The organism is Virgisporangium aurantiacum (assembly GCF_016863635.1).
In the GTDB taxonomy this organism is placed as follows: domain Bacteria; phylum Actinomycetota; class Actinomycetes; order Mycobacteriales; family Micromonosporaceae; genus Virgisporangium; species Virgisporangium aurantiacum.
Window position 1 is genome coordinate 1 of sequence record NZ_BOPG01000105.1, and the last position, 26,228, is coordinate 26,228.

Sequence of the window (26,228 nt, forward strand, 5' to 3'; positions counted from 1 at the left end):
CCCGGCCGCGTACATCCGTGCGGATTGGCCGACCGCGGCGGCTACCACCAGCTCGAAAACCTGGTCGTCGGTGTAGCCGGCGACTCGGGCGGCGGCGAAGTCCGCGTTCTGGCTGCGCGGCTGGCGGTCATCTGGGCCGCCAGCATGTAGCAGTCACGGGCGGCGGGCAGATCGCCGGACTGTTCGAGCAGATGGGCGCGGACGCCGGGGTGGACGCCGACCGGCGTGCCACCAAACCGGCCAGCGTTTCCAGCCAGGGCGTTAGATACCAATCGACGCAATCTGGCGCCGGCAGGTGCAAGACCAAAGATCTGCCGTTACGGTGGCCAAGAGCAGCCCAGGACCCCGGCGGCAGGCCTGGTATCGCCCTCCATCGAACGTCCGGGGTGTCCAATGACGGTGCACGGAGTACGCCCCCCGATCCGGCAAGGCGTCACATCCGTTCACCGCGAGCGGGCCTTCGGTGTCGAACTGTGCCGTCGGCACGCCGAGGCGCTGGCGCTCGTGGCGTCGGTCATCCTCGCGAACAACGACGCCGCGGACGAGGTCGTGAGCGACACGATCGCGGCTGCGTGCCGCTTCGTCGACCGGCCCGACCCGCGCGAAGTCACCCACGCCCAGCTCGCCAGATCCGTGTATCACCGCTGCGTGGGACGCCTTGCCAGCCGTGAACGGTTCTTGTGGGCCTGGCCAGAACGTGACGCCGACGACTGCCCGAGCTTCGGCATGTCGGCACTGACGACGTTACCCATCAGCCATCGGGCAGCGGTTGCGCTTGTCCTGTTCGGAGATCACGATCTTGCGCAGACTGCGACGACTCTGAGTCTGCCGCTCACCGTCGTGACAGGTCACCTTCGGGACGCTCTGGTGAAGATCCATGCCCAACTGTGACCCGCTCCCGAGGTGACATCGTGGCCCTCTCATCCCAGCCACTTATCAGCATCGTGGCGCGGCCCAGCACTCCCTACGCATGGATCCGGCTGGTCGGTGATATCGACTCGGCGGCGAAGCCGGCGTTGGCCAAGGCCATCGAGCGGCTGAACCTCTTGCCGCTGCGCTACGTCGTCATCGACCTGACGGCCGTCGGGTTCGTATGTTCGACCTTCGCCAACTTCCTCGACGCCCTTCACCGCGCCCACCCGCACGCGGAACTGGTGCTACACCACCCGCCCCCAATGGCTGATCTCATCATCGCGGCGACAGACCTGCACAAGATCGTGACGACGAGTGGCCAGCAGGTGTCACCGGTGACATCTCCTGCCGTCGTTCCCCGCACGACGGGGATCGTGGTGTCCAACACCCAGCTCCCTGAGGCCGGTGGCAGCGCGGTACGAGGGCAACCGATCCACTGGGAAGCGATGAATCTGCAACCGAGCCGAACCCACGACTTCGGCAACACCGGCCGCACCGCGCCACCCGGTATGGGTCGTTGTCGATGAGATCCTGCGCCGCGGTGGGCTTCGCACGTGAGAGGCATCCGCGCTGACCAACTCGACGAGGGTTGGGGCGCCGTCCGTCGGTAGTGACGCCGGCTCGTACCCCAACGCCGTGGTTGAGGCACTCAGCGGCACGTTCAAAGCCGAACTGATCCACCGGCGCGGCCCCGATAGGGTACGAGCACAGGCACTACGATCAGACCAACACCTCGGCGTCGATCGGCGCCGTTACCCGGCTCCAAGGTCCTCCTGGATTGCTCACGGAGTTCGGCATCGGCTGAGGAGGCAGACGTGGCGGTAGGGATATTTGCAGGCATCCCGGTCCGCGACTATGGCACTGCCCTGGAGTGGTACAAACGGCTGCTGGGTGCCGAGCCGGCCTTCTATCCGAACGACATCGAGGCGGTTTGGCAGCTGGCCGAGGATCTGTACGTGTACATCATCCAGGACCCCGGCCGGGCCGGCGGTGCGGTCAGCATGATCTGGGTCGACGACCCGATCGCAGAGGTTGCGAAGATTTCTGGTCGTGGCCTGGAGCCGGTCGATGTCGAAAAGCACGGCTCGGTTCGGAAGTACGTGTTCCACGACAGCGACGGCAACGAGATCGGAGTCGGCGGAGAGGTCTCGACGCCCGAACAATAGCTGGCCACACCACCTCAACCTGATCGCCCAAGTTATGTCAATCTCGGCGGCAACGGGGTAGTGGGAGTCCGTGACGAAGACGGTTCTGGTAAGCGGTGCGTCCGGTTTCATCGGCTCCCACGTGGCGGCACGCTTGGTCGAGGAGGGTTACCGGGTGCGTGCCATGACCCGGCGCCCCCGGGACTACCACGGCGCGGGCGAGCCGGTCGAGGCCGACGTGTCCGATCCCGGCACCCTGGCGGCGGCGTTCGCCGGGGTCGACGTGGCCTACTACCTGATCCATTCCCTGGGGTCGGACGACTTCGAGCAACGCGACGCCGACGCCGCCCGCACTTTCGCCAAGGCGGCCGGCGTGGCCGGCGTGGAACGGATCATCTACCTCGGCGGTCTCGGCGCGAACGACGGCGAGCTGTCGGCGCATCTGCGCTCCCGTCGTGAGGTCGAGACGATCCTCAAAGCCGGCCCGGTGCCGGTGACCGTGCTGCGCGCCGCGGTGGTCATCGGCCACGGCGGCATCTCCTGGGAGATGACCCGGCAACTCGCCGACCGGCTACCGGCGATGGTGACCCCGCGCTGGGTACGCACCCGGACACAGCCGATCGCCCTGACTGACGCGGTCCGGTACCTCGTCGGGGTGCTGGAGCCGGCCGAGGCCCGGGGCCGGACCTACGAGATCGGCGGCCCGGAGGTGCTGCGGTACGTCGACATGTTGCAGCGAGTGGCAAAGATCCGTGGCAGTCGGCTGCCGAACCTCACCGTGCCGCTGCTGACACCGCGCCTGTCGTCGGCATGGCTGAAGTTCGTCACCGACGTCGACTCGGCAACCGCCCGCAACCTGGTCGACTCGATGACGACCGAGGTCGTCGTCCATGACGACGCCATCACCCGGCTCGTACCCGGACCGCCCGTCGGCTACGACGAGGCGGTGCGGCTCGCTCTGGCCGACCGGGAGCGCGCGGCTCGGCACGACCGGGCGCAGGCGGTGCGATGACCCCGACCTGGCTGGCGAGCGCCCGACGTGCCGTGGGACCGTCGCTGATCGACCGGGTCGAACGTGACCACCACCAGACGGACCGAGAGTTCCGCAGGCGCCGCATCGTGGTCGCGATCACCCTGGTGGCCGGGGCCGTGCTGCTGGGGATCTCATTGTCGGTACGCCCGGGCGATGACATCTTCTACCTGCTGACCGGGTTGGTCGCGCTCACCTGGGTCGGCGGAGCGCTGCTGTCCGGACCGCTGCATCTGGGACGGATACCGTTTCGTGACCGGCTGCGGCGCCCGATCGTCACGCCGATCGTCACCGGGCTCGTGTTGGCCGCCGTCTTCGTGGTCGGCTCCCTCATCGTCCGTGAGCTGCAGCCGCTGCGCGAGCTCGTCAACAACGTCCTGGCCCATGCCCGGTACGGCGCCATCGTGCCGATCGTGGCCGTCACGGTATTCAACGGCGTGGCCGAGGAGGTCTTCTTCCGCGGCGCGCTGTTCGCGGCGATCGGCCGGCGTCACGCCGTCCTCATCTCCACCGCGATCTACGCCGCGGCGACGGTCGCGACCGGCAATCTCATGCTGGTCTTCGCCGCGTTTCTGCTCGGCCTGATCCTGGGCCTGCAACGGCGCGCATCCGGTGGCATCCTCGCCCCGATTCTGACCCACATCACCTGGTCGACGACGATGGTGTTCGCGTTGCCTGCCCTGATCCGCCAGTAGAACGCCGGAGAAGCTTCAGCCCGTCGGTGCATACCTGGTCAGGAACGTGTCGATGGCGCTGTTCACCTCGACCGACGCTTCATCGGTGCCGCTGAAGAACGCGATGCCGTGTCGGCTGCCTGATACGACGAGTAGGTTGCGTACATTCCCGGGCGTGGCGTCGTGGAGCTGCCGGACGGCGTCGGCGGCGCCTCGATCGTCTTGTGCCGCGATGTACAGGACGGGCGCGGCGAGCGTCTTGACGGCCGCCTCGGCGTCTTCGCTCTGGAAGACCCGGCTGCTGGAGACGCTGATCACCCCAGCCACGGGTGGCTTGACCACCGAGGCCGCGATCAGCGCCGCTGTGCCGCCCCGCGACGTGCCGATGAGAGCGATCCGGCCGGCTCCGGCCTGTCGGAGATAGGCGATCGCAGCCACCACGTCACCGGAGTTGGTCGCGTCACCCGCGGAGGTCGAACCGCCCTCGCCAGCGAAATCGAACGCGAGAACCCGGTAGCCGCGACCGGCGAGGATCTTGGCGTACGTGGTGAAGCTGCACGAGTCCATTCGACGCTGGGGTACGAGCACGATCGCAGCGTTCCCCGTGCCGAGTACATAACCCACGAGCCGAGCGCCGCCGGAACCGGCGAAGGCCACCTGCCGGCCGGCGAGCGCCGCGTCGCCGCATGGCCCTGCGGGCGACGGGGGGAACCCGGATGGCGACCCGGTCCAGGTGGGCGACGCCGATGTCGGGCTGACGGCGCTGTCCCCCGCCTCAGGCCGGCCGTCTTCGCAGCCGGCCGCCAGCATGCTGGTCACCACCGCAAGCACGCCGAAGATCTTCCGAAGAGCGGAAAGCCTGACCACGATGTTCCTCCCCCGCGACGCACCCCTGCGTCTCAATGGGAGACCGACGAACGTCGAACACGGTTGCGCTGCCACCCACCAGAACGTCATGGACAGCAAAGTTCCGAGCTCAACTGCCCGCATGGACCCCGCATCGCCGCCATCGTCCGGAACCGCGCCCGCGACACCTCCCGCTGCGACCGAATCCCCAGCAGATCAAGGACCGCCAGCTGACACGGACTGTCGAAGTCGACCGCCTGCCACGGAGCTACTGACCGAGTTGGGTACTCCGCGCCGCCGTTCTCGGTAGTTTGCACGGATGTCGCTCCCGGCCGCGTTGCCGAGACTCGACCACCAGAACCGCCGGGCCGCATCATGGCCCGGCCCGACACTGGAGGTCCAGGATCGTGCCTCGAACGACATGGCGTGCCCGCCTCGTGGGTGCCGCCGCCGCGCTACTGATGTCCGCCGGCCTGCTCACCGCGACCGTCGCACCGGCCTCGGCCGCAATCACCATCGGTCCGGCCTGCGGCTACAAGGAGGGCGTCTACAACGTCTGCCTGACGATCACCCAGGTGAACCTCACCGGATACGACGTCACCGTCGGCTTCGACCGCTACATGTCCAAGGCCGACGCCGACGCCCTTCTCGGCTGCCCGGACGGCAGTGCCATGTTCGCCGCCATGTGGCGTGACGACAGCGCCCACTCGGGGAACTTCCGCGGGTACGTCCCGCTCCGGCCCGGCTCTCCCAGCAGCGGAACCAATCCCCCCGGGCTCTTCGCCGACTTCTTCCAGGCCAACATGTTCCTGAACCGGCATCGCGACAGCGAGAAAATATTCGCCGAGGTGACGTACCACGACTGCCGCAACGACATCTGGTACACCTACGCCACCGGTTCGATCTTCGTCTGATCAGCGGGGCGGCACCCGATCCGGGTGCCGCCCCCGGGACCGGTCACGGGCCGGGCGTAAGGCCCAGGTCGGCGGCGCGGGCCGCCACGTCGCGGCGGGTGCGGCTGCCGAGCTTGCCGAGCACCGCGGCCACGTGACTGTCGACGGTCCGGATGGAGAGGACCAGCGCGTCGGCGATCTCGGCGTTCGTCAGGCCCTCGATGAGCAGTCGCATGACCTGGGTCTGGCGTCCGGTCAGCCCGGCCGGATTGCGCCGCGTGCGCGGTGCGGGGCCGCGCGGGATCCGGCTGACCCCCAGGGTCTTCAGCCGGGCGCGGATCTGCCGGGCCAACGGGGCGGCGCCGATCGCGTCCAATGTGGACAGTGCGACCAGGTGGTCGGCGGGGTCGGGGCTCTCGGACAACGCCAACGCGTACTCGTACCGGAACCCGGCCGCGTGCCACACGTCGGCCGCCTCCCGCCACCGGCCGTCGGCGAGCAGGGCGTACGGGTGACGCAGGCCGTGGTGACGCACCGGGCGGCCGTACCGGCGCAGCCAGTACACCAACTCGGCCTGCCTGGCGAGGACGCCGAACTGACGGGCCTGCTCGTACGCCTCGACCATCTCCGCCTCGACCGACGTCGGGTCGCCGTCGAGCGCCAGCGCCTCGGCCAGCGCCGTCGTCGCCGGCGCGATCCACTGGCTCTCCCTCATTCGCAGCGCGATGTCGCGGGCCTCGCGCAGCAGGTCGACCGCGCCGGCGTCACCGCGCCGCGCCCGGGCGCGCCCGATCACGATCAGCGCGTTGCACCGTGAAATCGGCCAGCCGTGCGACTCGCTCGCGGCCTCCGGCTCGACCAGGGCCAGGTCACCGGCGGCGAGGTGCACCTTGGCCAGGGCCGCCCGCAGTGACCACAGATAGGTCGTGAACTCCACCCGCTCGGCGTACCCGATGGCCTCGGCCGCGTGCGCGCGGGCGTCGTCGAGCCGCAGTTGGACGACCTCGTGCTCGATCAGGTTGAGATAGGCCCGGCAGGCATTCTCCGGCTCGTCCGCGTCGAGCGCCACGCGCAGGCTCTCCCGCATCCGGGCGAACGCGTCCGGGTGCTCCATCCGGAACAGCGTGTTGGCGAGGCTGTTCAGCGCGTGCGAGAGTACGGCCGGGTTGTCGCGGCCCAGCGCGATGGCGCGTCCGGCCGCCGAGATGGCGTCGGCGTCACGGCCCGCGAGCGTCTGAAGCTGCGCCCTGTTGCTGAACGCCATCGCCAGCAGGTCGTCGTCGCCCGCCGGGCCCAGAACGGCGATCGCCTCGTCGGCGGCGGCATTCGCGCCGTCCGGGTCGCCGGCCCACCAGCACAGGCGGGACAGCCATCGCAGTGTCTGCCCGCGCGAGCGCGGGTCCGCACCCCGGCGGAGCGCGAGGGCCCGGCGGATCGCGGCAAGCGTTTCGTCGATGGCGGCCCCGATGACGTAGTCCTCGACGGCGAGCGCCTCCCAGAGGTCGGCCTCTGTCCCCGCGTCCCATTGCCGTGGCTGGGTGAGGACCAGCCGCAGGTGCGCGGCGGCCTCGCGGTGCGCGCCCGCCGCCACGGCCTCCCGCGCCGCAATTTGTCCATAGTGGACGATCGTGTCGGTGTCACCCGCCTGGACCGCGTGATGGACGACGCGCGACACCTCGACCTCCGGCTGGGCGAGCAGTGCCGCGAGAACGACGCGGTTCGCGACCACCCGTCGCGTCGCCGGCATGGAGTCGACCACCGCGCGCCGGGTCAGCTCGTGGCGAAAGGTCACGTGACTCGGCGTCACCGTCAACAGGCCGCGCCGCTCGGCGCCCTCGAGCAGCGGCAGGCCCGCGGGCGCGAGCGTCTCCAGCAACGGCAACGGAACCGCGGCCGGCACCACCGCCAACTGCTCGACGACGTCCAGCGCCGCCGGGCCCAACCGGGCCGTCCGGGCGCGGACCGAGTCGGCGATGGTGACCGGCACCGCGCTGACGTCTCCGGCGGCCAGGATCTCGGTGACGAAGTACGGATTGCCGGCCGTCACCGCGAACACCTCGTCGGCGTCGGTCCGGCTCCAGCGGGCCCGAGCGCCCAGCGCCCGCACGGCCTCGCGACTCAACGGCGCCAGATGCAGCCGCCGCGTCCGCTCCTGCCCCGCCGCGAGACCCAGTACGTGCCGCAACGGATGACCGGTCTCCACCTCGACGTCGCGGTAGGTCAGCACGAGTGCCAGCGGCAGCCCGGCGATCCGCCGCACCAGGTACCGCAGGGCGTCGAGCGTGCCCTCGTCGGCCCAATGCGCGTCCTCGATCACGAGCACCGTCGGGTTGGACGCCCACCCGAACTCGTCGCGCAGCGCCTGGAGCACCTCGTCCCGGTCGCCGCGGCGCAACGCCCGGGTCAGGGGCGCGCCCACCCGGCCGGCGAGGTCTCGCAGCGGCCCGAACACCCGGGGTGTGGCGAGGTCGTCGCAGTAGCCGACCAGGAGCCGGCCGCGCGACGGCAACAGGTCCGGGATCGTCCGCACGAGGCTGGACTTGCCGATCCCGGCCTCCCCGTGAACGAGCACCACCGACCCCGACCCGGCCCACGCCTCCCGGACGGCCGACCCGAGAGCCAGGCACTCGTCGTCACGCTCCACCATCGCGACGCTCACGAGGGGCATTCTCGTGCGAACCGGATCCGTCGACGCACATCGCTGTCGATGTTCCGATACGACGCATCTCGACGGTGCTGCCGGGCGTCCGGTTCGGTCGAAGCTGCCCCTTTTCACCGGCCCGATCGGGCAGCCGGTAGGGCGGGCGCGTGCCCACTACAGTCCTGCGGCGTGGGTGGGTTCCGGCTGGCCGTCGATTACGGCAGTTCGAACACGGTGGCGGTGCTCGGGTGGCCCGACGGCCGGGTCCGGCCGTTGCTGTTCGGCGGTTCGCCGGTGCTGCCGTCGGGCGTCCACGTCGACCAGGGCGGGCGCTTCCTGGTCGGGGCCGACGCGTACCGGGCCGCCCGCCTGGACCCGGCCCGATTCGAGGCGAACCCGAAGCGTCGCATCGACCAGGAGACGCTGCTGCTCGGCGACGCCGAGGTGCGCGTCGTCGACCTCATCGGGGCGACCCTGCACCTGGTTGCCACGGAGGCGACCCGCATCGCCGGAGTGCCCCCGGGACAGGTCACGGTGACATATCCGGTCGCGTGGGCGGGGCCGCGCCAGGCGAAACTGGTCGCGGCCGCCCAGGCGGCGGGACTGGGCGGGGTGACGCTGGTACCCGAACCGGTGGCCGCCGCGACGTACTTCGCGAGCCGCGGCGCACACGGGGACCTTGTGGTCTACGACCTGGGTGGCGGCACCTGCGACGTGTCGATCGTGCGTTCGTCCCCGGACGGTCTTCAGGTGTTGGAGTCCGGTGGCCTGGACGATCTCGGCGGCCTCGACCTGGACCAGATGATCCTGGAGCAGATCGGCGCGGCGGTCGCGCCGATCGCTCCGACGCAGTGGGCCCGCCTGACCGCGCCCGGCACGCAGGCCGACCGCCGCGAGGCGATGATCCTGCGCGACGACGTCCGCAACGCCAAGGAGGCGTTGTCGCGCCACCCGTCCGTCACCGTGTTCGTGCCGCTGATCGACCGTGACGTCGTGGTGTCGCGTGAGGCGTTCGAGCGTGCCGCGGTGGACCGCCTGAGCCCTTCGGCCGATCTCACGCTGGCCGTGATCCGGCGGGCCGGCCTGGACCCGGCCAACCTCGCCGGACTGTTCCTGGTGGGTGGCAGCACGCGCGTCCCGGCGGTGGCCACGCTGCTGCATCGCCGTACCGGCATCGCCCCCACCGTGCTGGAACAGCCGGAACTCGTGGTGGCGGAGGGCGCGCTGGCCCCACCGGCGCCGATCCCACACAGCGCGCCGCCCGTATCGCCACCGCCGCCACGATCGGTTACGCCGCAACAGGCTCAGCTCCCGCCAGCGCCCCACCGGCGACGTCGTATGTGGACGGCCACCGCGGCGGTCGGGCTGGTCGCGGTCGTCACGGCCGTCGTCGTCCTCCAGGCAAAGCTCGGGGACGACGGAGGTCGCCAGCCGCCACCGCAAACCTCCCAATCACAGTCCCAGTCTCAGCAACCAGCGTCGAAGGCGTCCGTCGTGGCCAGCCTCCCCGACCCCTGCACGATGGCCGCCGACCTGAAGCAAAGGCACCAGTTCACCGCACCCACCGCCACCTCCTCGCCCAGTAAGCGCAGCTGCGAGTGGCACTTCATCTACGAGGCCGGTGCCGGCGGCCTGCAGATCGACCTCTTCCTGGACACCGATGCGGGCAGCCGTGGGCTTTTCCGGAGCAAGCGGAGCCCTTCGCCGAGCTCGGACGAGGGCAGCCCGGAACCCATCTCCGGGCTGGGCGACGAGGCGGTCCTGTTGCGCGAGCAGATGGCCGAGCTACAGCAGGGCACGCGGCTCGTCATCCGCGACCGCAACGTGCTGATCGAAGTGATGTGGTACGGCTACGCCCCACCCGACCAGGACCAGCGCCGGTTCAGCTTCGAACAACTGCGCACCGATGTGGTCGCCGTCGCCCGGGAGATACTGTCCAAACTCGGCTGAGCCCCTCACTCCGAACCGACGGAACCGGACGATCGAGATCAATTGTCTGCCGTCACGCGGTAGGCGTCATAGATCCCCGACAACTGACGGACCGCGACCAACAATTCGCGGAGTCGGTCCGCGTCGGAGACCAGGAGTATGAATCGACAAACGGCTACGCGATCACGTGTGGTGACAGCCGTCGCGGAAAGAATCTCTGCCCCGCTCGACAGCACGGCACTGATCTCGTCCAGAATCCCGACCCGATCGAGGCATTCCACCTGAACCGTCGTGGCCGGGCCGGAGCCTCTCAGGCTCCACTGGACATCCACCGTCTGTTCCGGCCTGCGCTCCGCCGCGACGTTCGCACAGTCGGCCCGATGGACACGTACCACCCCCGTTTCGTCCAGGTACCCAATGATGCTGTCGGGTCGTTCCGGCGTGCAGCAGCGAGCCAGTTCAATCTCGGGTTCATCTCCGTCGGCGACCACGCCCGCATCCGACGCCGGGCCACGTGCAGGCGGGCGACGCGTCGGCGTAACGGTCTCGGCGACGTCCTCAACGATGCCCTCCTCGCCGCCGTAGGCTGCGACCAGCAGATCGACCACTGACTGCGGCGTCACCTGGCCCTCACCCACGGCCGCATAGACCGCGGCCTCGTCGGCGAGGTTCAAGGCGCGCGCGATGGCGTTCAGGGCATCGGACGTGAGGAGGCGCTGCATCGGCAGCCCTCGCTCGCGCACCGCGGTCAGAAGCGTGTCCTTGCCCACCTCGATGGCCTCTTCGCGGCGCTCCTTGTTGAAGTGCTGCCGGATCTTGGTGCGCGCCCGCGGGCTCTTGACGAACCCCAGCCAGTCCCGCGTCGGGCCGGCGGTGTCCGATCTCGAGGTGAAGATCTCGATGACGTCGCTGTTGCCGAGCACTGTCTCCAACGGCACCAGCTTGCCGTTGACCTTCGCGCCGATGCACTTGTGCCCGACCTCGGTGTGCACCGCGTACGCGAAGTCGACCGGCGTCGACCCCGACGGCAACGCGATCACGTCACCCTTCGGCGTGAAGACGTACACCTCCTGGCTCGACAGGTCGAACCGCAACGCATCGAGGAACTCCGACGGATCGGCCGCCTCCCGCTGCCAGTCGAGCAACTGCCGCAGCCACGTCATCTCGTCGATGCCCGCGGGCGGGCCAGCGGTCGTGGTGGCGTTCCTGGTCTCCATGTACCGCCAGTGCGCCGCGATGCCGTACTCCGCCGTACGGTGCATCACGTACGACCGGATCTGCATCTCCACCGGCTTACCGGTCGGACCGATCACGGTGGTGTGCAACGACTGGTACATGTTGAACTTCGGCATCGCGATGTAGTCCTTGAACCGGCCCGGAACGGGCTGCCAGTTCGCGTGGATCACACCGAGGGCGGCGTAGCAGTCGCGCACGCTGTCGACCAGGATCCGCACGCCGACCAGGTCGTAGATGTCGGCGAACTCCCGCCCACGCACGATCATCTTCTGGTAGACGGAGTACAGGTGCTTCGGCCGCCCGCTCACCTCCGCCTTGATCTTCGCCGTGCGCAGGTCGTTGCCGACCTTCTGCGTCACCTGGCGAAGCACCGCGTCCCGCACCGGCGAGTGCTCGTTGATCAGACGGTGGATCTCCTCGTACCGCTTCGGGAACAGCGTTCCGAAGGCAAGATCCTCCAACTCCCACTTGAGTGTATTGATGCCGAGCCGGTGCGCCAGCGGCGCCAGGATCTCCAGCGTCTCCTTGGCCTTCTGCTCCTGCTTCTCGCGCGGCAGGAACCTCAGGGTGCGCATGTTGTGCAGCCGATCGGCCAGCTTGATCACCAGCACCCGCGGGTCCTTGGCCATCGCGACGACCATCTTGCGGATCGTCTCGGCCTTCGCCGCATCGCCCAGCTTCACCTTGTCGACCCTGGTGACGCCGTCGACCAGCAGCGCGACCTCGCCGCCGAACTCCGACCGCACCGACTCCAGCGGGTACCCGCACTCCCCGATCGTGTCGTGCAGCAGGGCGGCGGCCAGCGTCGTGGAGTCCATGCCGAGGTCCGCCAGGATCGTGGCGACGGCCAACGGATGCGTGATGTACGGATCCCCCGACGGCCGGTACTGCCCGGCATGCAGCTCATAAGCCTTGTCGTAGGCCTTCTGCAGCAGCCGCAGATCGCCCTTCGGGTGCGACGACAGATGCGTCGAGATGAGTGGCTCCAGTACCGGACTGATCCCCTTGGCCTGCCACGGCGCGTTGAAGCGGGCCAGGCGGGCCCGGACCCGCCGCCCGGTGGGCGTACCGAACAACCCGAAGCCTGCCCTGCCCGGGCTGTCCAGCCCTGTCCCGGAATTCCCGGGTGCGGAAAGGTCGACCGCGGGCAACTCGTACAGGGTGCCGTCGGCGGTCCGTATCGTGGCTTCGCGCAAGCCGATCCGGACCCGCCTCACCTCGCCTTGCGTGGTGGCCACGGTATGGGTGTGCGAATGTCCGTCGACCGTCGTCGAGACATCGAGCAGAAGTGGGACCGTTGCGGGAACCTGAATGGCCGTCAGCTGATCGCCGCTGACCTCGCCGACCACGAGATAGTTGCCGTCCCGACGCAGCCCCAACCGGGCCGTGCCCACCGTCCCGGATATCGCGACCGCGTCGGCGGTGTGAAGACCGGACGGAGGTGGAGCCGGAGCGAGGGCACGTCCCGTTCCCAGATGTTGTGCCACGACATGTGACAGCTGCCAGCCGGTGACGGAGGAGCGGACCTCGTCCGGCAGCCGCGGCCAGGCGCCGGCCAGCCATTGCGCGACACCAGACCTGCCTTCTTGAATGAGGGCGTACAGCGCGGGGCGAAGGGCATGATCGATGGCGGAGCCATCGCCGACGACTGAGCGGCCGCCGCTCGGAGCATCGTCGTCGGGCCGTCCCTCGGCCGTATTGCCGCCGTCGGCCACTGCGGAAACCGCGAGCCAGGTGACGTGCTCCTCGAGCCGCAGCGCCGGCGCAATCGCGGCGTGCACGTCGGCAATAACCCGCTCCACCTGGTGGATGGGGTTGTCCGGTGCCGCGCCGCGGATCTGGGCTCGCAGCCGTGCGCGTAGAAGCGGTAGGACGTCCGGGTGCAGCACCACCGCGTCGGCGGACCGGATCGCCACCCAGTCGCTGAACCAGAGGTCGGCTTCGGAACCGACATCCAGAGACGGCGCCACGGTCAGCCGCATCGCCCGCATGAGCTCCGGCTCGATGCGGGTGGCCGTTGAGAGAAGGGTTGCCAGCAGTGCCGCTCCGGGCGGCGGCTCGACAGTCTCGATCGACGGCAGCGGGGAGGACATCATCGCAACCGGGTACTGACCGAGCTCGTGGTCGAGGTGCGGTCCCAAGCCACCAGACTCGCCCGCTCCCGCAGCCACCGCGGCCACCGCGACGGCGGGTACGGGACAAGACCCACGACGGCGGAGGCCCGCTGCGCGACGACCGTCAGGAAGCGGATCCACTCGTCCTGCGGCGGGCCGGGGGGACAGTTCGGATGGACGATCGCGCCGAAGTCGCTCAGCAGGAGTATCCGCGTGCCTGGCGCCGATGGCTGATACCTGACTCGGCGAGCACCCGGACGCAGCGCCACTCCTCGCAACGGCGAGCCGAGGAAGTACCTGACATCGACGCTGTTGGCGCCCAGCAAACGGCGGACCTGCTGGACGAACACGCTCTGATCGCGGGCGAACGGCCGCATGCTGTCGCTCCGGTCCACCAGCAGTTGGGCACCGTAGCGCATCGTTCGCTGCGCGTGCCTGGGAAGCGTGGGCACCGGAAGGCGGTTCGCCAACAGGTCGACCACGGCCGGCACGTCGAGGTCACCGTCCGGAACGTCGCGACCGAGCAGCAGTTGGATGATCGCCACACCGGACCGCGGCGGCAGCAACGAGGTGTGTGGAGGAACGGCGCTGAGCGACGTGGGATCCGCACGCGGAAGACTGATCTGGCCCATGTCGACCTCCGTCGGTCGTACCTGGCCGACCGGCGTCAACAATGGCGCGTCGCGCGGCTCGGGATCGACGCTGGGAGCCGGCCCGGTCTCGCCCGCTTCGGACGGTTGGGGCGAAGTCACGGACGGGGGGTGGTCATCCGGTGGAAGCTGCGCCGCGCGTTGAACCACCTGCCCGCCGGCCACCTGTTCGGACGGACCGATCGGTGTTGACGACGGGACGGGCGCCAGTCCGAGGAGAGACGCGATGAAGTCCCACTCCGACTCCGTCGCGGGTCGGAGTGCCGCCATGGCTGTGGCGAGGTCACCAAGCCAGGTGTCGCTGGTCATCTTCGATTCCGGGTCGTTGCGGTTTGATCAACACGAACTTGCGAAGCAGCGGCCACACGTCGTCGGTCGGACCGACGCCCAGGTGTCGGCAGGCGCGCAACGCATCGAGGAACTCGGCAGTGCTGGCCGGCCGGATGCCGTGCATGCGAGCCTTGTCTCTGGCCTCGATCACAGCCTGCGCTACTTCCCGAGCCAGCGCTTCGTGACTGTCGGTCCACCCTTCGCCGTAGGTGGTGAAGTGCTCCTGTGCGATGGTGACCAGCCGGTCCGCGTCGGGTGGATCCAGCCAGAGGACCACGCAGCGGCGCAGAAACGCCTCGGGCAGCTCCCGCTCCTCGTTCGTGGTGATGATGATCAGGTGGCGGGCCGTGTCCGTCGGCACCGGCCGCGTGCTGGGTGCCTTCCGGACCTCCAGGTTGAGCTCCGAGATCACGAACGAGCTGGACGACAACGGCACCAGGATCCCGTTGGGCAGGTCGGGATCCGCCTTGTCGATCTCGTCGATCAAGACCACCGCATGATCAGGCGACCGGTCGCGGTTGACCTCGGCAAACGGCTGCAGCGGTGGATGACTGGTCGCCGTCTCGGCGCCACGCCGCTTCGCGGACTCCGGATCGAACGCCCACCACAGCGCGCCTGGTTCGATGTACGCGGAACTCGCGAGATCGCGGATGCCGGATTGAGCATCGGCGAGCCTTCGGACCGCGTCGAACGTCCACAGCAGGTCCCGGGCCTGGCTGCGCGAGGTGATCACATGTTCGTAGTAGCGCCAGTTGCGCTGCCTGGCGACGTATGCCGCTACCGTCGACTTACCCGACCCGGGGCTGCCCCGTAGCAGCAGCGGTCGCCCGGTGGCGAGGGCGACCCGCACGGCCATGTCGAGCTCGGGTGGCATGACGTACACCAGACCGTCGTGCCGGTCCGGAAAATCAAGCGGTGCGCTGGTGACCGTCATCTGGCTCCCTCACCGGTTCCGAAGTTGCATCAGTGCGCGAACATTGCGACGGGCTGCCAGCTCGTCACCCGGCTGTAACGGCGGGCTCAGAACCTGGACCGGGCCGAGCCCCCACCCGTTCGAGTCATCGACAGCTGGGGTGTCCTGCCCGGTCAACAGCAGAACGACGATGCCGCGGTGCCTTTCACGAACGATCCGCAACGCCGAGATCACTGACTCCAACGGCACGCCGGCCGGGTCGACGATCAGGTAGGCCGGCTCATCCATCGGCGCGGCATCGGCGAGGGTCCACGGCGGCTCTATCCCGAGCAGGTCCATGATCGTCTTCTCGTAATGGCAGACGAGCTCCTCGACGACATCCTCACCCACCGGCGTCGCTGCGACCTGGCGCCAGTGTTCGCCGCGGCACGTAGCCCGGTTCAGATAGTCGTCAGCAGTCTCCTGCTTGTGCGCATTGAGCGCGGTCACCACCACCGAGTCCTGCTGGACCGCCAGGTGCGACGCCGACACCAGATGCCGTGCCGCCTCGCCGCTCACCCACGTGAACGCGACGTCTCGAATGAGCTTGTCGAGCCATTCGCGACCCATGAAATCGCAGATCACGCGGACAGCGCGATACGCGTGCCGGCTCATTCCCTCATCGAGCAGCTGGTGCGCGAGGAAGCGGCTCCCCTCATGGAGTTTCACCAGGCGCACGTCCTCTTCGGCGACGCCCAGTTCCCGGGCGCACTCGCCGAGCTTGTCCTGATCGCCGACCAGGGTCAGGAAGAAGGAAACGCGGTCGGCCCAGCGCCGCATCTGGGTCGTCTCCGCCTGCCGTGGAGGAAGGCGTGCGAGTCGCTGCGTGATGTCATCGGCCAGCGCCTCGGGGTCGCCGAACCCGGTCGGCACGAGCCGAGCGAACTGGAGCTGCCGCAACTCGCTGAACCCCGCTGCCGCCACGTCGCTCGGTTGCAGGTCGCCGACCAGCACCGGGATGACGGCCACGGGCGAACCCAGGGCGCGCCGCCACATCAGGATGGTGATCTCTCGCCGAACCCACGTTGACTGCAGCGCGTCACGCGTCAAGAGCAACACCGCTGCATGACAGTCGGCCAGCCAGTGGGTGAGCACAGATCGCCAGTCCTGGCCGGGACGTAGCTCGTCCTTGTCGACGAGGACCTGATAATTCTTCTCTCGTAGCTGAAGACAGACCGCATTGCGGACCTCGTGCGCAAAAGGGTCATGACTCGAGTGGCTGATGAAGACACGACGCTGGCCTGGCGGTGCAGCGTCGCGGTCAGTGCCGGCCACGTAACAGATTCTGCATCATTACGCCGCCGCCGGCGGCGCGGGCCTCCACTCCTGACGAGATGTCTACCACCGCTGGCGGAACCGGCACCTCGCTGTCACCAAAACGCCCAGGCTGAATCGCGAATCGTTGTCATGGCCCCGCAAAAAGCGAACATGATTCAATTTCGCCACGCCGTTGCGTCGCCGATCACGACACCGGCGCATCGGCCCGGGGCCAGGAACTCCATGGCCGCCGCACCGACGTCGTCGACCGTGACGCCCTCCAGCCGCGCCGCGTGTGCGGCGGGCCAGCCAGCGTCCAGGCCCGCCGCGGCCAGCGTCAGCAGGCTCGACGCCAGGCCCGCCTGCGTTGCCGCGGCAAGTTGCTGGTTGCCTATGGTGTATTGGCGGGCGGCCGCCACCTCGGCGGCGGAGGGCGGCCGGGTGCCGAGGCCGGCCAGCTCGGTGCCGATTTCCGCCAGTGCAGGTTCGACGACCTCGTTGGCGGTGTCGGTATCGATCAGGATGGCGGCACCGCCCGGCGTGTGCTCGAAGGCGGAACGCACCGAGTAGGTGAAGCCCTGCCGCTCACGCAGGTTTGCCACCAGCCGGGAGGAGAAGTATCCGCCCAGGATCTGGTTTGCCAGTTGCAGCGCCGGATACCGCCGGTCCGGGTACGACACGGCCGGCGCACAGAGCCGGATCTGCGAGAGGACGGCGCCTGCCTGATGCACCAGGGCGGGCTCCGCGCCGCCGATCGCGGGCGCGGGTGCCAGCTCGGCGGCGACGCGCTCGGATCGCCAGTCCGCCAGCGTCCCGGCCGCCGCTTCGACAGCGGCGTCCGGGTGCAGGTCGCCCACCACCACCAGGATCGAGCCGCGCGGCACGACCGCCCGGCGGTGCAGCTGCCGCACCCACTCGACGTCGATGGCCAGGACGTGTGCCGGCTGGGGTATCGGCCACCCGAGCGGATGGTCGCCGTAACAGTGCCGCCGACGGGCTGCGCGCGCTCTGAGCTGCGGTTGGGAGCCTTCGGCCTGGCGCTGCTGGGCGCACCGGTCGCGGTCGCGGGTGAACGTCGGCTCCGGATACGTGGCGCCGGTCAGCACGTCGGCGACATGGTCCAGCAGAAGCGGGAGGCCCGACGCCGGTCCGTGGCCGGCGACCAGCAGCCGGATCTGGTCCGCTTCAGCGGCCAGAGTCCCCCCGATCGAGCCCAGTTCGGTCTCCATCCGATCCCGGTCACGACGCGCGGTGCCGCTGAACAGTGCCGTCGCCAGCAGGTCGGCGCCGGCCAGATGAGTGGGGTCCGGTCCGGCGAAAGGTACGTACAACCGCAGCTCCACCGTGGGTGCCGTGGCCAGGCGGGCGGCCAGCACGCGAAGGCCGTTGTCCAGCACGACGTCAGCGGTTGCCGGCGGCTCGGCCGGCCGCCGCGGCCGCAGCGGAGGCAGTGGACGCGGTCCGGGTACGGTCCGGCCGATCTCCCACGCGCTGCGAAAGCGGGTCGGGTTCACCGTCCGGCCCCCGGCTGCACCGTCAGGATGGCACGGCAGCTGCCCACCAGGGCCTTGGCGGCGGCGGCGACTTCGGTGGCGGTCACCTCCGCAACCAGGCCGGGCAGTTCGGCGACCAGTTCGGCCCGACCGAACAGCAGCTCCGCCTGCCCGAGCAGGATGGCCCGCGCCGGCACGCTTTGCATCTCCCGGTGCAGCATCGTCGCCAGCCACGGAGCGACCCGACCCAGCTCCGCATCGGCAGGACCCCGCTCGGCCAGGTCGGCCAGTTCCTCGTCGACGGTGTGCGCCAGCTGGTCGGCGGGTGTCCCGCTGCGCTCGATGGCCGTGATGACGAGGGTGTCCGGGTCCCGCACCTCGAACGGGCGGCCGAACAGCCCGCAGGCCGCCGAGACCTGCATCGCCCCCGGGACATCGTGCACCGTGCGCCGCACCAGCCGAGAACCGTGCCCGCCGCCGAGCACGGCGGCCAGTACGACGTTGGTCAGGTACTGCTTCAGATCCGTCTCGGGATCCGGTAGCCGGTATCCGATCGCCGTGGCCCGCATCGGCGCGAGCGGGTCGACCCGCTCGTCGCGCCGGTCCGACCCGGGAAACGGCTCCGCCAGGACCGGCCGGTCCGGCACCGGTCGGGCCGGCACATCGGCGAAGTGCCGCTCGGCCAGCTCGACGACGTCGTCGACGGCGAAGTCACCCACGACGGTGAGAACGGCGTTGGCCGGCGCGTAGTACGCGTCGAAGAAGGCCGCGCAATCCGTGAGGGTGGCCCGGTCGAGGTTCACGAAATCGCCGTATCCGTTGTGCGTGTTCGCGAAGCTCCGGTACAGCACCTGCGGCAGCGGAATCCACGGGAACCCGCCATACGGTCGGCTGAGCACGTTTCTCCGGATCTCTTCCTTGACGACCGCGACCTGGTTGCGGAGGTTCTCCTCGGTCAGCAGCGGCGCGCGCATCCGGTCAGCCTCCAGGAACAGCACCCGTTCCAGCGCCTCGGCGGGAGCCGTGTTGTGGTACGCGGTGTGGTCGGGATGCGTGGAGCCGTTGCAGGAACCGCCCACCGCCTGCACCTGCCGATGGTGTTCCAGCTTCGGGAGACTTTCGCTGCCCTGGAACATCAGGTGCTCGAAGAGGTGGGCGAAACCCGAGTAGCCGGGCCGTTCCGAACGGAATCCGACGCCGTAGTGGACGGCAACACCGATCACCGGCAACGCCCGGTCCGGCATCAGCAGGACGCGCAGGCCGTTGGCGAGCGACGCACGCACAGGCGCTTCCATCCCGCTCATCGCGCCTCGATCGGCTCTGGTGCGGGCGCCGGGTTCCAGTGCCCGACCAGCTCGGCGTAGCGGCTGGACCGGCCGAGCAGGTCGTCGTGCGTTCCGTGGTATGCGCGCGTGCCGTCCAGCAGCAGCACCCGTCCGGCGCGGCGGGCGGAGCTGATCCGGTGGGCGATCACGATCAGCGTGCCGGACCTGCGGACGAATGCGTTCTCCGCGCGTGCCTCGGCCACCGGGTCCAGGTGACAGGTCGCTTCGTCAAGGATCAGCACCTCCGCCTCGGAGAGGTACGCGCGCGCCAGCGCCACGAGCTGGCACTCCCCTGCGGACAGATCGGTGGGTGCCAGGTTGGCGTCGTAGCCGCCGAGCCGATCGACCAGTGGCCGGAGGCCGACCTCGTCCACCGCCTGGTCAAGGGCCGCCGGCTCCGGATGGGGACGCAGGTAGCAGAGATTCTCGCGGATGGTGCCGGCAAACACGTATGCCTCCTGCGGAATGAGGGTTACCGCACGCCGCACGTCGGCGGTGGCCATGGCGTCGAGTGGCGCGTCGCCGAGCCGGATCTCTCCCCGGTCCGGCCGCAGTGTCCCGGCGAGCAGGTTGGCCAGAGTGGACTTCCCGATCCCGCTGGAACCGACGATGGCGAGATGGCTGCCGGACGGTACGGTCAGGTCGAGCTCGTGCAGCACCGGTTCGGACCGCGGGCCGTATGCGAAGGTCACCCGGGCCAGCCGCAGCTCGTAGCCGTCCGGGGTGGCCGGGTGCTCCGGCTCCCGGACGTCTGATGGCGCCGACGCCTCGGCCAGCCGGCGCAGGGTCACGGCCAGCCGGAGCCCGGATGCGCCCACGGTCTGGGTGGCCAGCCGAACGGCGGGCTCCAGGCCGGCGGTGACGTAGGTGACCGCGCCGACGATCTCGCCCGCGGTCGCGCCGCGCCGAAGCAGCCATGGTGTCCACGCGAGAACCAGGATCAGCGGCAGGTACGCGCCGAGCGAGGCGGTCAGGTTGCGTGCCGCGGCACCCCTGCCCATCGCCCGCGCGGCGGCGGCGGACGCGTCCATGTGCCGACCGACGCGGTCGACCGTCAGCTCGACGGCACCGCAGGCGGCCACGTCCCGGGCGCCGGCGACCGCGGTGCCGGCGCTGCTCGCCACGGTCTCGTCGGCGAGCACGACAGCCCGCTGGCGGGCGATCAGGGTTCGCATCAGGCACCCGAAGAGCACCAGAGATCCGATCACGGCGGGAACCGTGAGCACGGCGATCGCCGGGTCCAGGGTGAGCAGTCCGGCCGTTGCCGCGAGCACCGTGAACAGCACCCGCCGCAGGTTCATCAACAGGCCAGCGAGCACGTCCCGGACGGTTTCCACCTGCTGGGTCAGGCGGGACACCGCGGCGGCGTCCAGACCGTCGACGCCGGCGGACGCCCGATGGAGGGTGCCGCTGACCACTCGCTCCAGCGTCGCATCCCGTACCGGCTCCACGACGCTCGCGAGCGCCGGGAACGAGGATCGTGTGGCCAGGGCGGCCAGGCCGTGCACGCCGAGCAGCGCCGCGAGCCAGCCCAGTCCGGCACCGGACCGGCCGGCCAGAAAGCCGTCGTCGATGGCGCGGGCCACCAGGTGCCCGCCGAGCAGTGCCGGCAGCGCCTCCAGCGCGGCCCAGCCGGCCACCCTCGCCAACCCCTGGGGCTGCGTGCGCAGGTCGCCGAGGAGCAGGACCCAACCCCGCCGAGTGGCCGGATTCATGGCACCGTCTCCGGTTCGAAGAGCCGCCGGTAGTCGGCGTGCGACCACAGTTCCTCGTGGGTCGCGAGCGCGCGTACCCGTCCCCGATCCAGCCAGGCGACCAGATCTGCGCGGGCCGCGGTGGTCATCCGATGGGCGACGATCAGACGGGTCCGGCCCCGCAACGCCTCGACCAGCGCAGCGCTCACCTCGCGCTCGGTTATCGTGTCGAGGTTCGACGTGGCGTCGTCGAGGATGATCAGCCGCCCACCCTGGGTCACGGCGCGGGCCAGGCCGAGCCGCTGCGCCTCCCCGCCGGACATCGGAGTGTGGGCCAGCGCGGTGTCGTAACCCGCCGGCAACCGGGCCACGAACGCGTCGGCCTGTACCGTGCGCGCGGCCCGCTCGACGTCGTGCCGCTGCGCCTGCGGCCGGCCCATCGCCAGCCCGTCCGCAACGGTGTCGCCCAGCAGGACGGGGCGTTCGAAGGCGTAGCTCACCTCGGCGCGCAGGGCCGCAAGGGACAGCTCCCGGAGCGGCACACCGTCGAGCAGTACATCGCCGCTGTCCGGTTCGATCAGCCGGCCGGCGACCGCGGCGAGCACCGATTTGCCGGTACCTGAACGGCCGACCACGGCCACCGAGCATCCGGCCGGCAGGGCCAGGTCCACCGCGTCCAGGAGTGGCTGGTCATGGTCGTATACGGTCACCGCCCGCAGAACGAGCTCACCCGATCCGGCGGGCAACGAGCCGGTGCCTGCGCTCATGGCCGGAACGTCGTGGACCTCCTGGAGGCGGCGTGCGTTCGCACGGGCGCGGGCGACGCCGAGGAAGACCCGGGTCTGTCCGAAGAACCCGAGGGCCAGCAGCACGTACCCGGCCGCAGCCAGCATCTGACCAGGAGTGATCCGCCCGCCGCCCAGCAATACGCCGGCCACCGCGAGCACGATGACCTGCATGGCCGGCGCGAGGAGTCCGGACTGCCAGCCCACCCGACCCTGCGCGCGCCACATGCCGTAGCCCAACGAACGCAGGTCGGCCGCGGGCGCGAGGACCCTGGCGATCTCGCGCCGCTCCGTACCGCAGGCGCGGACGGTCCGGATTCCGGCGAGTGCGTCGCTCAGCCGGCCGGCGATGGTGCCATAGGTGATCTGGTAGCGGACGACGAGGCCGCCGAGCTCGGTCACGAAGGACCGGATCAGTGGCACCCCGACCGGCATGCCAACCAGGAACGCGGCGGCCAGCCACGGGTCGATCAGCAGCAGGGCGACGAGGCCGCCGGCGGCAACCAGCATCGACGACAGGCCACCGGCCAGTCCCGGACCGACGGCCGCCACCTCCGGCGCGCTGCTGACGATGCGGCTGACCACGTCGCCGGTGCCGAACCGGCGCTGACCGCCGGCGCCGAGGGCCAGCACGTGGCGCAGCAGCCCACGTCGAAGGTGGACCGTGACCATGGCGGTCGACCGGGCGGTGACCACCTGGCTGAGAATCTCGGCGGTGACCAGCAGGGCGAGCACGGCGGCGAGCATGGCGAGGGCGCCGGGGCCACCTTCTCCGGCGAGCTGGGCATCGACGGCGGTGGCGACAGCCGCCGGCAGCAGGAGGGCGCCCACCGCGCCGGCACCGGCCAGCGCGGTGAGCAACAGGTTCGCGCCGATTCCGGCACGAAGGACGGATGTCAGCGTCATCGGGTCGCGGCGAACTGGGCGCAGCCGAAGCTCGCTGGGCACAGGATGGTGCTGACGTAGCTGGTGAGGGTGAGGGGTCCGGAGCCGTCACCGCTGGACACGACCTCCAGCGCCTGCAGGTCCAGCAGGTACCACATGCGATGCCTCCTCCATCGAGCATCCACTGTGGAGTGACGACCCTCCACAGTGGATGACCATGACGCTTGGTTCTACGGGATGCAGAGCGCGATGCTCCACGTGCTCAGCAGGCAGAAGGACAGGCTGACGGTGCTGAAGATGGGCCCGGCGCTGTCCCCGCCGGCGTGTTGCGACGGGCCGTCCATCTGTTGCAGGTTCAGGACAAACGACATCGATACTCCTTCGGATCAGCTGGATTCGGGCTGGAAGCAGACGAACGTGGACAGCGAGCTCGCGCACAGGAGAAAGCTCCACGTGCTGATCATGATGTGCGGGTCCTCCGACGACTGGTTGTCGATAGCTTGAAGGCCCAGGACGAACGACATCTAGATCCACCTCCGTGGTCTCGAACGGCTACTCACTCGGCACATTGCAGAAGACGGTCCAGGTGCTGATGCACAGCACCCAGCTCGGATTGCTGGGGCTCTGCACGCCGTCCTCAGACTTGAGGGATTGCAGCTCCAGAACGAATGACATGGTTGTTCTCACCTCCCTCCCGCGGCTCCGGTCGGCACCGGGACCGGTCTCCGGCGCGCCGTCCGATCGAGGAACGGCAGCATCGCCGAGCCGCTGTCCGCGGCGTGTAGGGCGAACAGCACGCCGGCGTTCCCGGTGGCCAGGTCCATGGACAGGCGCAGCAGCTGGTCCCCCGGGAACGCCGCGGTGCCCCGGTAGTCGAGCGCGTGCCAGGCGAACCGACGTCGGTGCCGCTCGATCAACCCGTCCAGTTCGAGGTCGGCACCCGGCTCCCGGTCGGCATACGGCGCGCAACCGCGCAACCGCGCGAGAAAGCCGATGAGCCCGGCGCGGCCGTTGAACAGACCGGAGCCGATGACGAACTCCGGTTGCGCCGCCAGACGGATACCGTGCAGCCGCGCCAGTAGCTCGTCGTCCGGCGCGTGATGCAGGTACTCCTGGAGCACCATACCCACGCCCGCGCTGCCCGAGGCGACGTACGGGAGTATCCGCCAGCCCTCGTTGACCTGGATCGAACCGTCCTTTTCGGACCGGATGCAGTACCGCAGATCCCGGTCGAGTGCCTGCCGTGCCAGCGCGAGCCAGCGGCGGTCATCGGTGCGCTCGTACAACCGCAGCAGGAACAGGGCTTGACCGGTGGCACCCCGCATGAGTCCGGCGCGGCCGGTCGGGGTGACCGCCGTGCCGCTCTCGTCGACCTCCGGCAGGGCCGCGAGCCGGCCGGCGAGCAGGTCGCCGATGTCCAGAGCGAATTCATCCAGAGCCGCGTCCCCGGTCTGCTCCGCGAAGTGCAACACGTTGAGCCCGACGCCCGCCAGGCCGCCGAAGAGGTCGCTCGGCAGGCCCTCGAGCGGCGTACGCAGCGCGCGGTCGAGAACCTCCGCCGCATCTGCCGGCCGGTCGAGCTGGTCCAGCGCGAACGCGATACCGTGCAGGCCGTCGTAGAAACCGGCGTGCTGGTCGACCCGGCCGTCCCGGACGGCGCGCAGCAGCCACTCCTCGTGCTCCGGGTAGGTGCCGTTTCCGCTCCGCCCCAACGCGTACAGCACGCCGGCGGCACCATGCGCCAGGCCGAACCCGTTCGTTGCGAACTGCTCGATGTCGCCCGGGAAGAGCCGGTCCGGGCGGTCCGGCGTTGCGCTGGTCAGGATCGCGGACGCCAGCGACCCGCAGAGTCCGGTCCAGTCGGGTTCTGCGGAGTCCAGGGTCGCGATCAGGTCCTGGACCCTCCGGCCGCCGTCGCCCGGGTCCGGCCCGGCCGTAGGTAGGTCCAGCATGTCGAGTACCCGCTGTGCGTACCCGGCCGGGACCGGATACCGTTCGACCACCGCGTCGGCGAGGGTCCGCGCCTTGCCCGGATCCAGGTTGAACAGCATCGTCAACGGCAGGAACATCGCCAGTCGCATGCATGCCATCGCATACAGGTCAGCTGCTGGACCGGTACGGCCATCTGTCGGGACGTAGCCGGGAGCGCCCACACCGACATTGGGCGCCTCGCCGATCCGGTAGGACATTTCAAAGTCGATGAACGCGATCCGGCCGTCCGGCCGCACCATGACGTTGTTGGGATGCAGATCGCCGAAGACGATCCCCCGCTCGTGCAACCTGCCCAGCACGGCCTCGACCTGGTCCAGCAGGCCGAGAATCCACTCGGTGAATTCGGCGACCGCCGCCGCGTCGCTCTCCGCCCGGATCAGCGGGAACCGCTCCAGGGCCGCCTTCTGCACGGTCTGACCCTCGACGTACTCCTGAACGAGGAACCGGTGCTCCCACAGCTCGAAGTCCTCGAAGCAGTCGACCACCTCGTCGACGTCGGCGAGGCTGCGCAGAAACGCCATCTCCCGTTCGAGCCGGGACACCGCGTCCGCGCCGTGCGGGTCGAGTCCGGCGAACGGGCGGGCCTCCTTCAGCACGACCTGGTCACCCGAACGCCGGTCCCGAGCGAGGTAGATGCCGCCGCCGTTGGAGAAGTGCAGCGCCCGTTCGATGTCGAAGGGGAACCCGGCCGGTGGATCGCTGCTACCCAACGCCGCCCGGTGCGATTCCAGGAAACCGGGGACAGCCACCCACTCCGGTGTCGAGAAGACGGGCGTGCGTCGGTCCGGCACGAGGGTCCCGGACGGGTCTTCGATCGCGGGAACCGGGACATCCGAATCCCGGCAGTAGCGCCGGGCGAAACCACCGTAACGCACGTACAGCGGGCCCTGGTCCCAGCGCAGGTCGCTGAGAATGTACGGGCCCCGCCGGCCGGCCAACAATCCGTTCAGATCGTTGAGAACCCGTTCCAGAGCCACCTCGTTCGGTGGGTAGATCGTGATGAACTTTCCGCTACCGCTCCGCTCCGCGTATTTGAGGTTGCGGGCGATCAGCAATCCTTTCGTCGGCAGGAACTTGAATGCGATCCGCTGCTCGACGCAATAGTCGTACACCACCGCCAAGACGTCCTGGGCGTCGCTCAGACACGTGGACACATGGATCTTCCAGCCTTGCGGAGGCAGGATGGCATCCGCCGGAGCCAGATAGAGCCATGTGTCTATCGACCCACCTTTCCAGCCCTGAGGCATGCCTCCCAGCGTCTGCCGGAAACTTGAGCCGGTGACGTCCCAACGTTCCGGGGAGTCGTAGAACAAAGGATCCGCGAAACAATACTGCTGGTAACGCATGTCCATGCCACCAGCATCGCAGCGGGCGCTCCATCGCGGTCATTCCGCAACTCCACGCCGGCCCTGTCGCTGGTATATCGCGAGTACACGCATGGTCGC

General features: G+C 69.5%; 21 protein-coding genes. 7 read left to right on the forward strand and 14 right to left on the reverse strand.

The annotated features are described in order from the left end of the window. Nucleotides 1-393 precede the first annotated feature (393 nt). The 5 genes from Vau01_RS57160 to Vau01_RS57180 all read left to right on the forward strand — a co-directional run bounded on the left by Vau01_RS57160 (nucleotide 394) and on the right by Vau01_RS57180 (nucleotide 3,782). A complete protein-coding gene (locus tag Vau01_RS57160) occupies nucleotides 394-891 on the forward strand; it encodes an RNA polymerase sigma factor (RefSeq protein WP_204011545.1) in 498 nt (165 codons plus the stop codon). A 20-nt stretch (nucleotides 892-911) separates the two neighbouring features. Beyond that, nucleotides 912-1,439: an STAS domain-containing protein gene (locus tag Vau01_RS57165; RefSeq protein WP_204011548.1), complete on the forward strand. Its 528-nt coding sequence runs from the start codon at nucleotides 912-914 to the stop codon at nucleotides 1,437-1,439. Between the two features lie 288 nt (nucleotides 1,440-1,727). After that, nucleotides 1,728-2,078, forward strand: coding sequence for a VOC family protein (locus Vau01_RS57170; RefSeq protein WP_204011551.1), 351 nt, complete (start codon nucleotides 1,728-1,730; stop codon nucleotides 2,076-2,078). A 70-nt stretch (nucleotides 2,079-2,148) separates the two neighbouring features. Then, on the forward strand, nucleotides 2,149-3,069 hold the full coding sequence (locus Vau01_RS57175) for an NAD(P)H-binding protein (protein WP_204011554.1): 921 nt from the start codon (nucleotides 2,149-2,151) through the stop codon (nucleotides 3,067-3,069). Next, nucleotides 3,066-3,782: a CPBP family intramembrane glutamic endopeptidase gene (locus Vau01_RS57180; RefSeq protein ID WP_204011557.1), complete on the forward strand. Its 717-nt coding sequence runs from the start codon at nucleotides 3,066-3,068 to the stop codon at nucleotides 3,780-3,782. The genes Vau01_RS57175 and Vau01_RS57180 overlap by 4 nt, the downstream gene beginning before the upstream one ends. Nucleotides 3,783-3,797: 15 nt before the next feature. Here Vau01_RS57180 and Vau01_RS57185 read toward each other — a convergent pair whose 3' ends face one another. Beyond that, complete coding sequence (locus Vau01_RS57185; protein WP_204011560.1) at nucleotides 3,798-4,628, reverse strand: alpha/beta hydrolase; 831 nt, start codon at nucleotides 4,626-4,628, stop codon at nucleotides 3,798-3,800. A 386-nt stretch (nucleotides 4,629-5,014) separates the two neighbouring features. Between Vau01_RS57185 and Vau01_RS57190 the strand changes: the two genes are divergently transcribed. Further along, nucleotides 5,015-5,521 (forward strand): hypothetical protein, encoded by a 507-nt coding sequence (locus tag Vau01_RS57190; RefSeq protein WP_204011562.1) that lies wholly within the window; start codon nucleotides 5,015-5,017, stop codon nucleotides 5,519-5,521. 43 nt (nucleotides 5,522-5,564) lie between these two features. Here the strand turns inward: Vau01_RS57190 and Vau01_RS57195 are convergent, their stop codons facing one another. Continuing rightward, nucleotides 5,565-8,159 (reverse strand): ATP-binding protein, encoded by a 2,595-nt coding sequence (locus Vau01_RS57195; RefSeq protein ID WP_239152892.1) that lies wholly within the window; start codon nucleotides 8,157-8,159, stop codon nucleotides 5,565-5,567. A 171-nt stretch (nucleotides 8,160-8,330) separates the two neighbouring features. Between Vau01_RS57195 and Vau01_RS57200 the strand changes: the two genes are divergently transcribed. Further along, complete coding sequence (locus Vau01_RS57200) at nucleotides 8,331-10,091, forward strand: Hsp70 family protein (protein WP_204011566.1); 1,761 nt, start codon at nucleotides 8,331-8,333, stop codon at nucleotides 10,089-10,091. Nucleotides 10,092-10,129: 38 nt separating this feature from the next. On the opposite strand, the gene Vau01_RS57205 is transcribed toward Vau01_RS57200, so the two are convergent. The 12 genes from Vau01_RS57205 to lanKC form a co-directional block, all read right to left on the reverse strand. Then, nucleotides 10,130-12,457 carry a RelA/SpoT family protein gene (locus tag Vau01_RS57205; protein WP_373320485.1) on the reverse strand — a complete coding sequence of 776 codons (2,328 nt, stop codon included), beginning with the start codon at nucleotides 12,455-12,457 and terminating at the stop codon, nucleotides 10,130-10,132. Nucleotides 12,458-13,398: 941 nt separating this feature from the next. Next, nucleotides 13,399-14,052, reverse strand: coding sequence for a hypothetical protein (locus Vau01_RS57210; RefSeq protein WP_204011569.1), 654 nt, complete (start codon nucleotides 14,050-14,052; stop codon nucleotides 13,399-13,401). 301 nt (nucleotides 14,053-14,353) lie between these two features. Then, entirely contained in the window at nucleotides 14,354-15,334 is a 981-nt protein-coding gene (locus tag Vau01_RS57215; RefSeq protein ID WP_204011573.1) for an AAA family ATPase, read from the reverse strand. A gap of 9 nt (nucleotides 15,335-15,343) precedes the next feature. Then, the gene (locus tag Vau01_RS57220) at nucleotides 15,344-16,627 is read right to left on the reverse strand and encodes a toll/interleukin-1 receptor domain-containing protein (protein ID WP_204011576.1); all 1,284 of its coding nucleotides are present in this window, start codon (nucleotides 16,625-16,627) and stop codon (nucleotides 15,344-15,346) included. 158 nt (nucleotides 16,628-16,785) lie between these two features. Then, on the reverse strand, nucleotides 16,786-18,123 hold the full coding sequence (locus tag Vau01_RS57225) for a M16 family metallopeptidase (protein ID WP_204011580.1): 1,338 nt from the start codon (nucleotides 18,121-18,123) through the stop codon (nucleotides 16,786-16,788). Then, nucleotides 18,120-19,406 carry a M16 family metallopeptidase gene (locus tag Vau01_RS57230; protein WP_239152893.1) on the reverse strand — a complete coding sequence of 429 codons (1,287 nt, stop codon included), beginning with the start codon at nucleotides 19,404-19,406 and terminating at the stop codon, nucleotides 18,120-18,122. The genes Vau01_RS57225 and Vau01_RS57230 overlap by 4 nt, the downstream gene beginning before the upstream one ends. Then, nucleotides 19,403-21,142, reverse strand: coding sequence for an ABC transporter ATP-binding protein (locus tag Vau01_RS57235; protein WP_204011586.1), 1,740 nt, complete (start codon nucleotides 21,140-21,142; stop codon nucleotides 19,403-19,405). Before Vau01_RS57235 ends, Vau01_RS57230 begins: the two co-directional genes overlap by 4 nt. Next, a complete protein-coding gene (locus Vau01_RS57240; protein ID WP_204011588.1) occupies nucleotides 21,139-22,812 on the reverse strand; it encodes an ABC transporter ATP-binding protein in 1,674 nt (557 codons plus the stop codon). Before Vau01_RS57240 ends, Vau01_RS57235 begins: the two co-directional genes overlap by 4 nt. Beyond that, a complete protein-coding gene (locus Vau01_RS57245; RefSeq protein WP_204011590.1) occupies nucleotides 22,809-22,949 on the reverse strand; it encodes a hypothetical protein in 141 nt (46 codons plus the stop codon). Before Vau01_RS57245 ends, Vau01_RS57240 begins: the two co-directional genes overlap by 4 nt. A gap of 72 nt (nucleotides 22,950-23,021) precedes the next feature. Then, entirely contained in the window at nucleotides 23,022-23,162 is a 141-nt protein-coding gene (locus Vau01_RS57250; protein ID WP_204011602.1) for a SapB/AmfS family lanthipeptide, read from the reverse strand. A gap of 15 nt (nucleotides 23,163-23,177) precedes the next feature. Further along, on the reverse strand, nucleotides 23,178-23,315 hold the full coding sequence (locus Vau01_RS57255) for a SapB/AmfS family lanthipeptide (RefSeq protein WP_204011608.1): 138 nt from the start codon (nucleotides 23,313-23,315) through the stop codon (nucleotides 23,178-23,180). Between the two features lie 159 nt (nucleotides 23,316-23,474). Further along, nucleotides 23,475-26,135 carry a class III lanthionine synthetase LanKC gene (gene lanKC / locus Vau01_RS57260; protein ID WP_204011610.1) on the reverse strand — a complete coding sequence of 887 codons (2,661 nt, stop codon included), beginning with the start codon at nucleotides 26,133-26,135 and terminating at the stop codon, nucleotides 23,475-23,477. Between the last annotated feature and the right edge of the window lie 93 nt (nucleotides 26,136-26,228).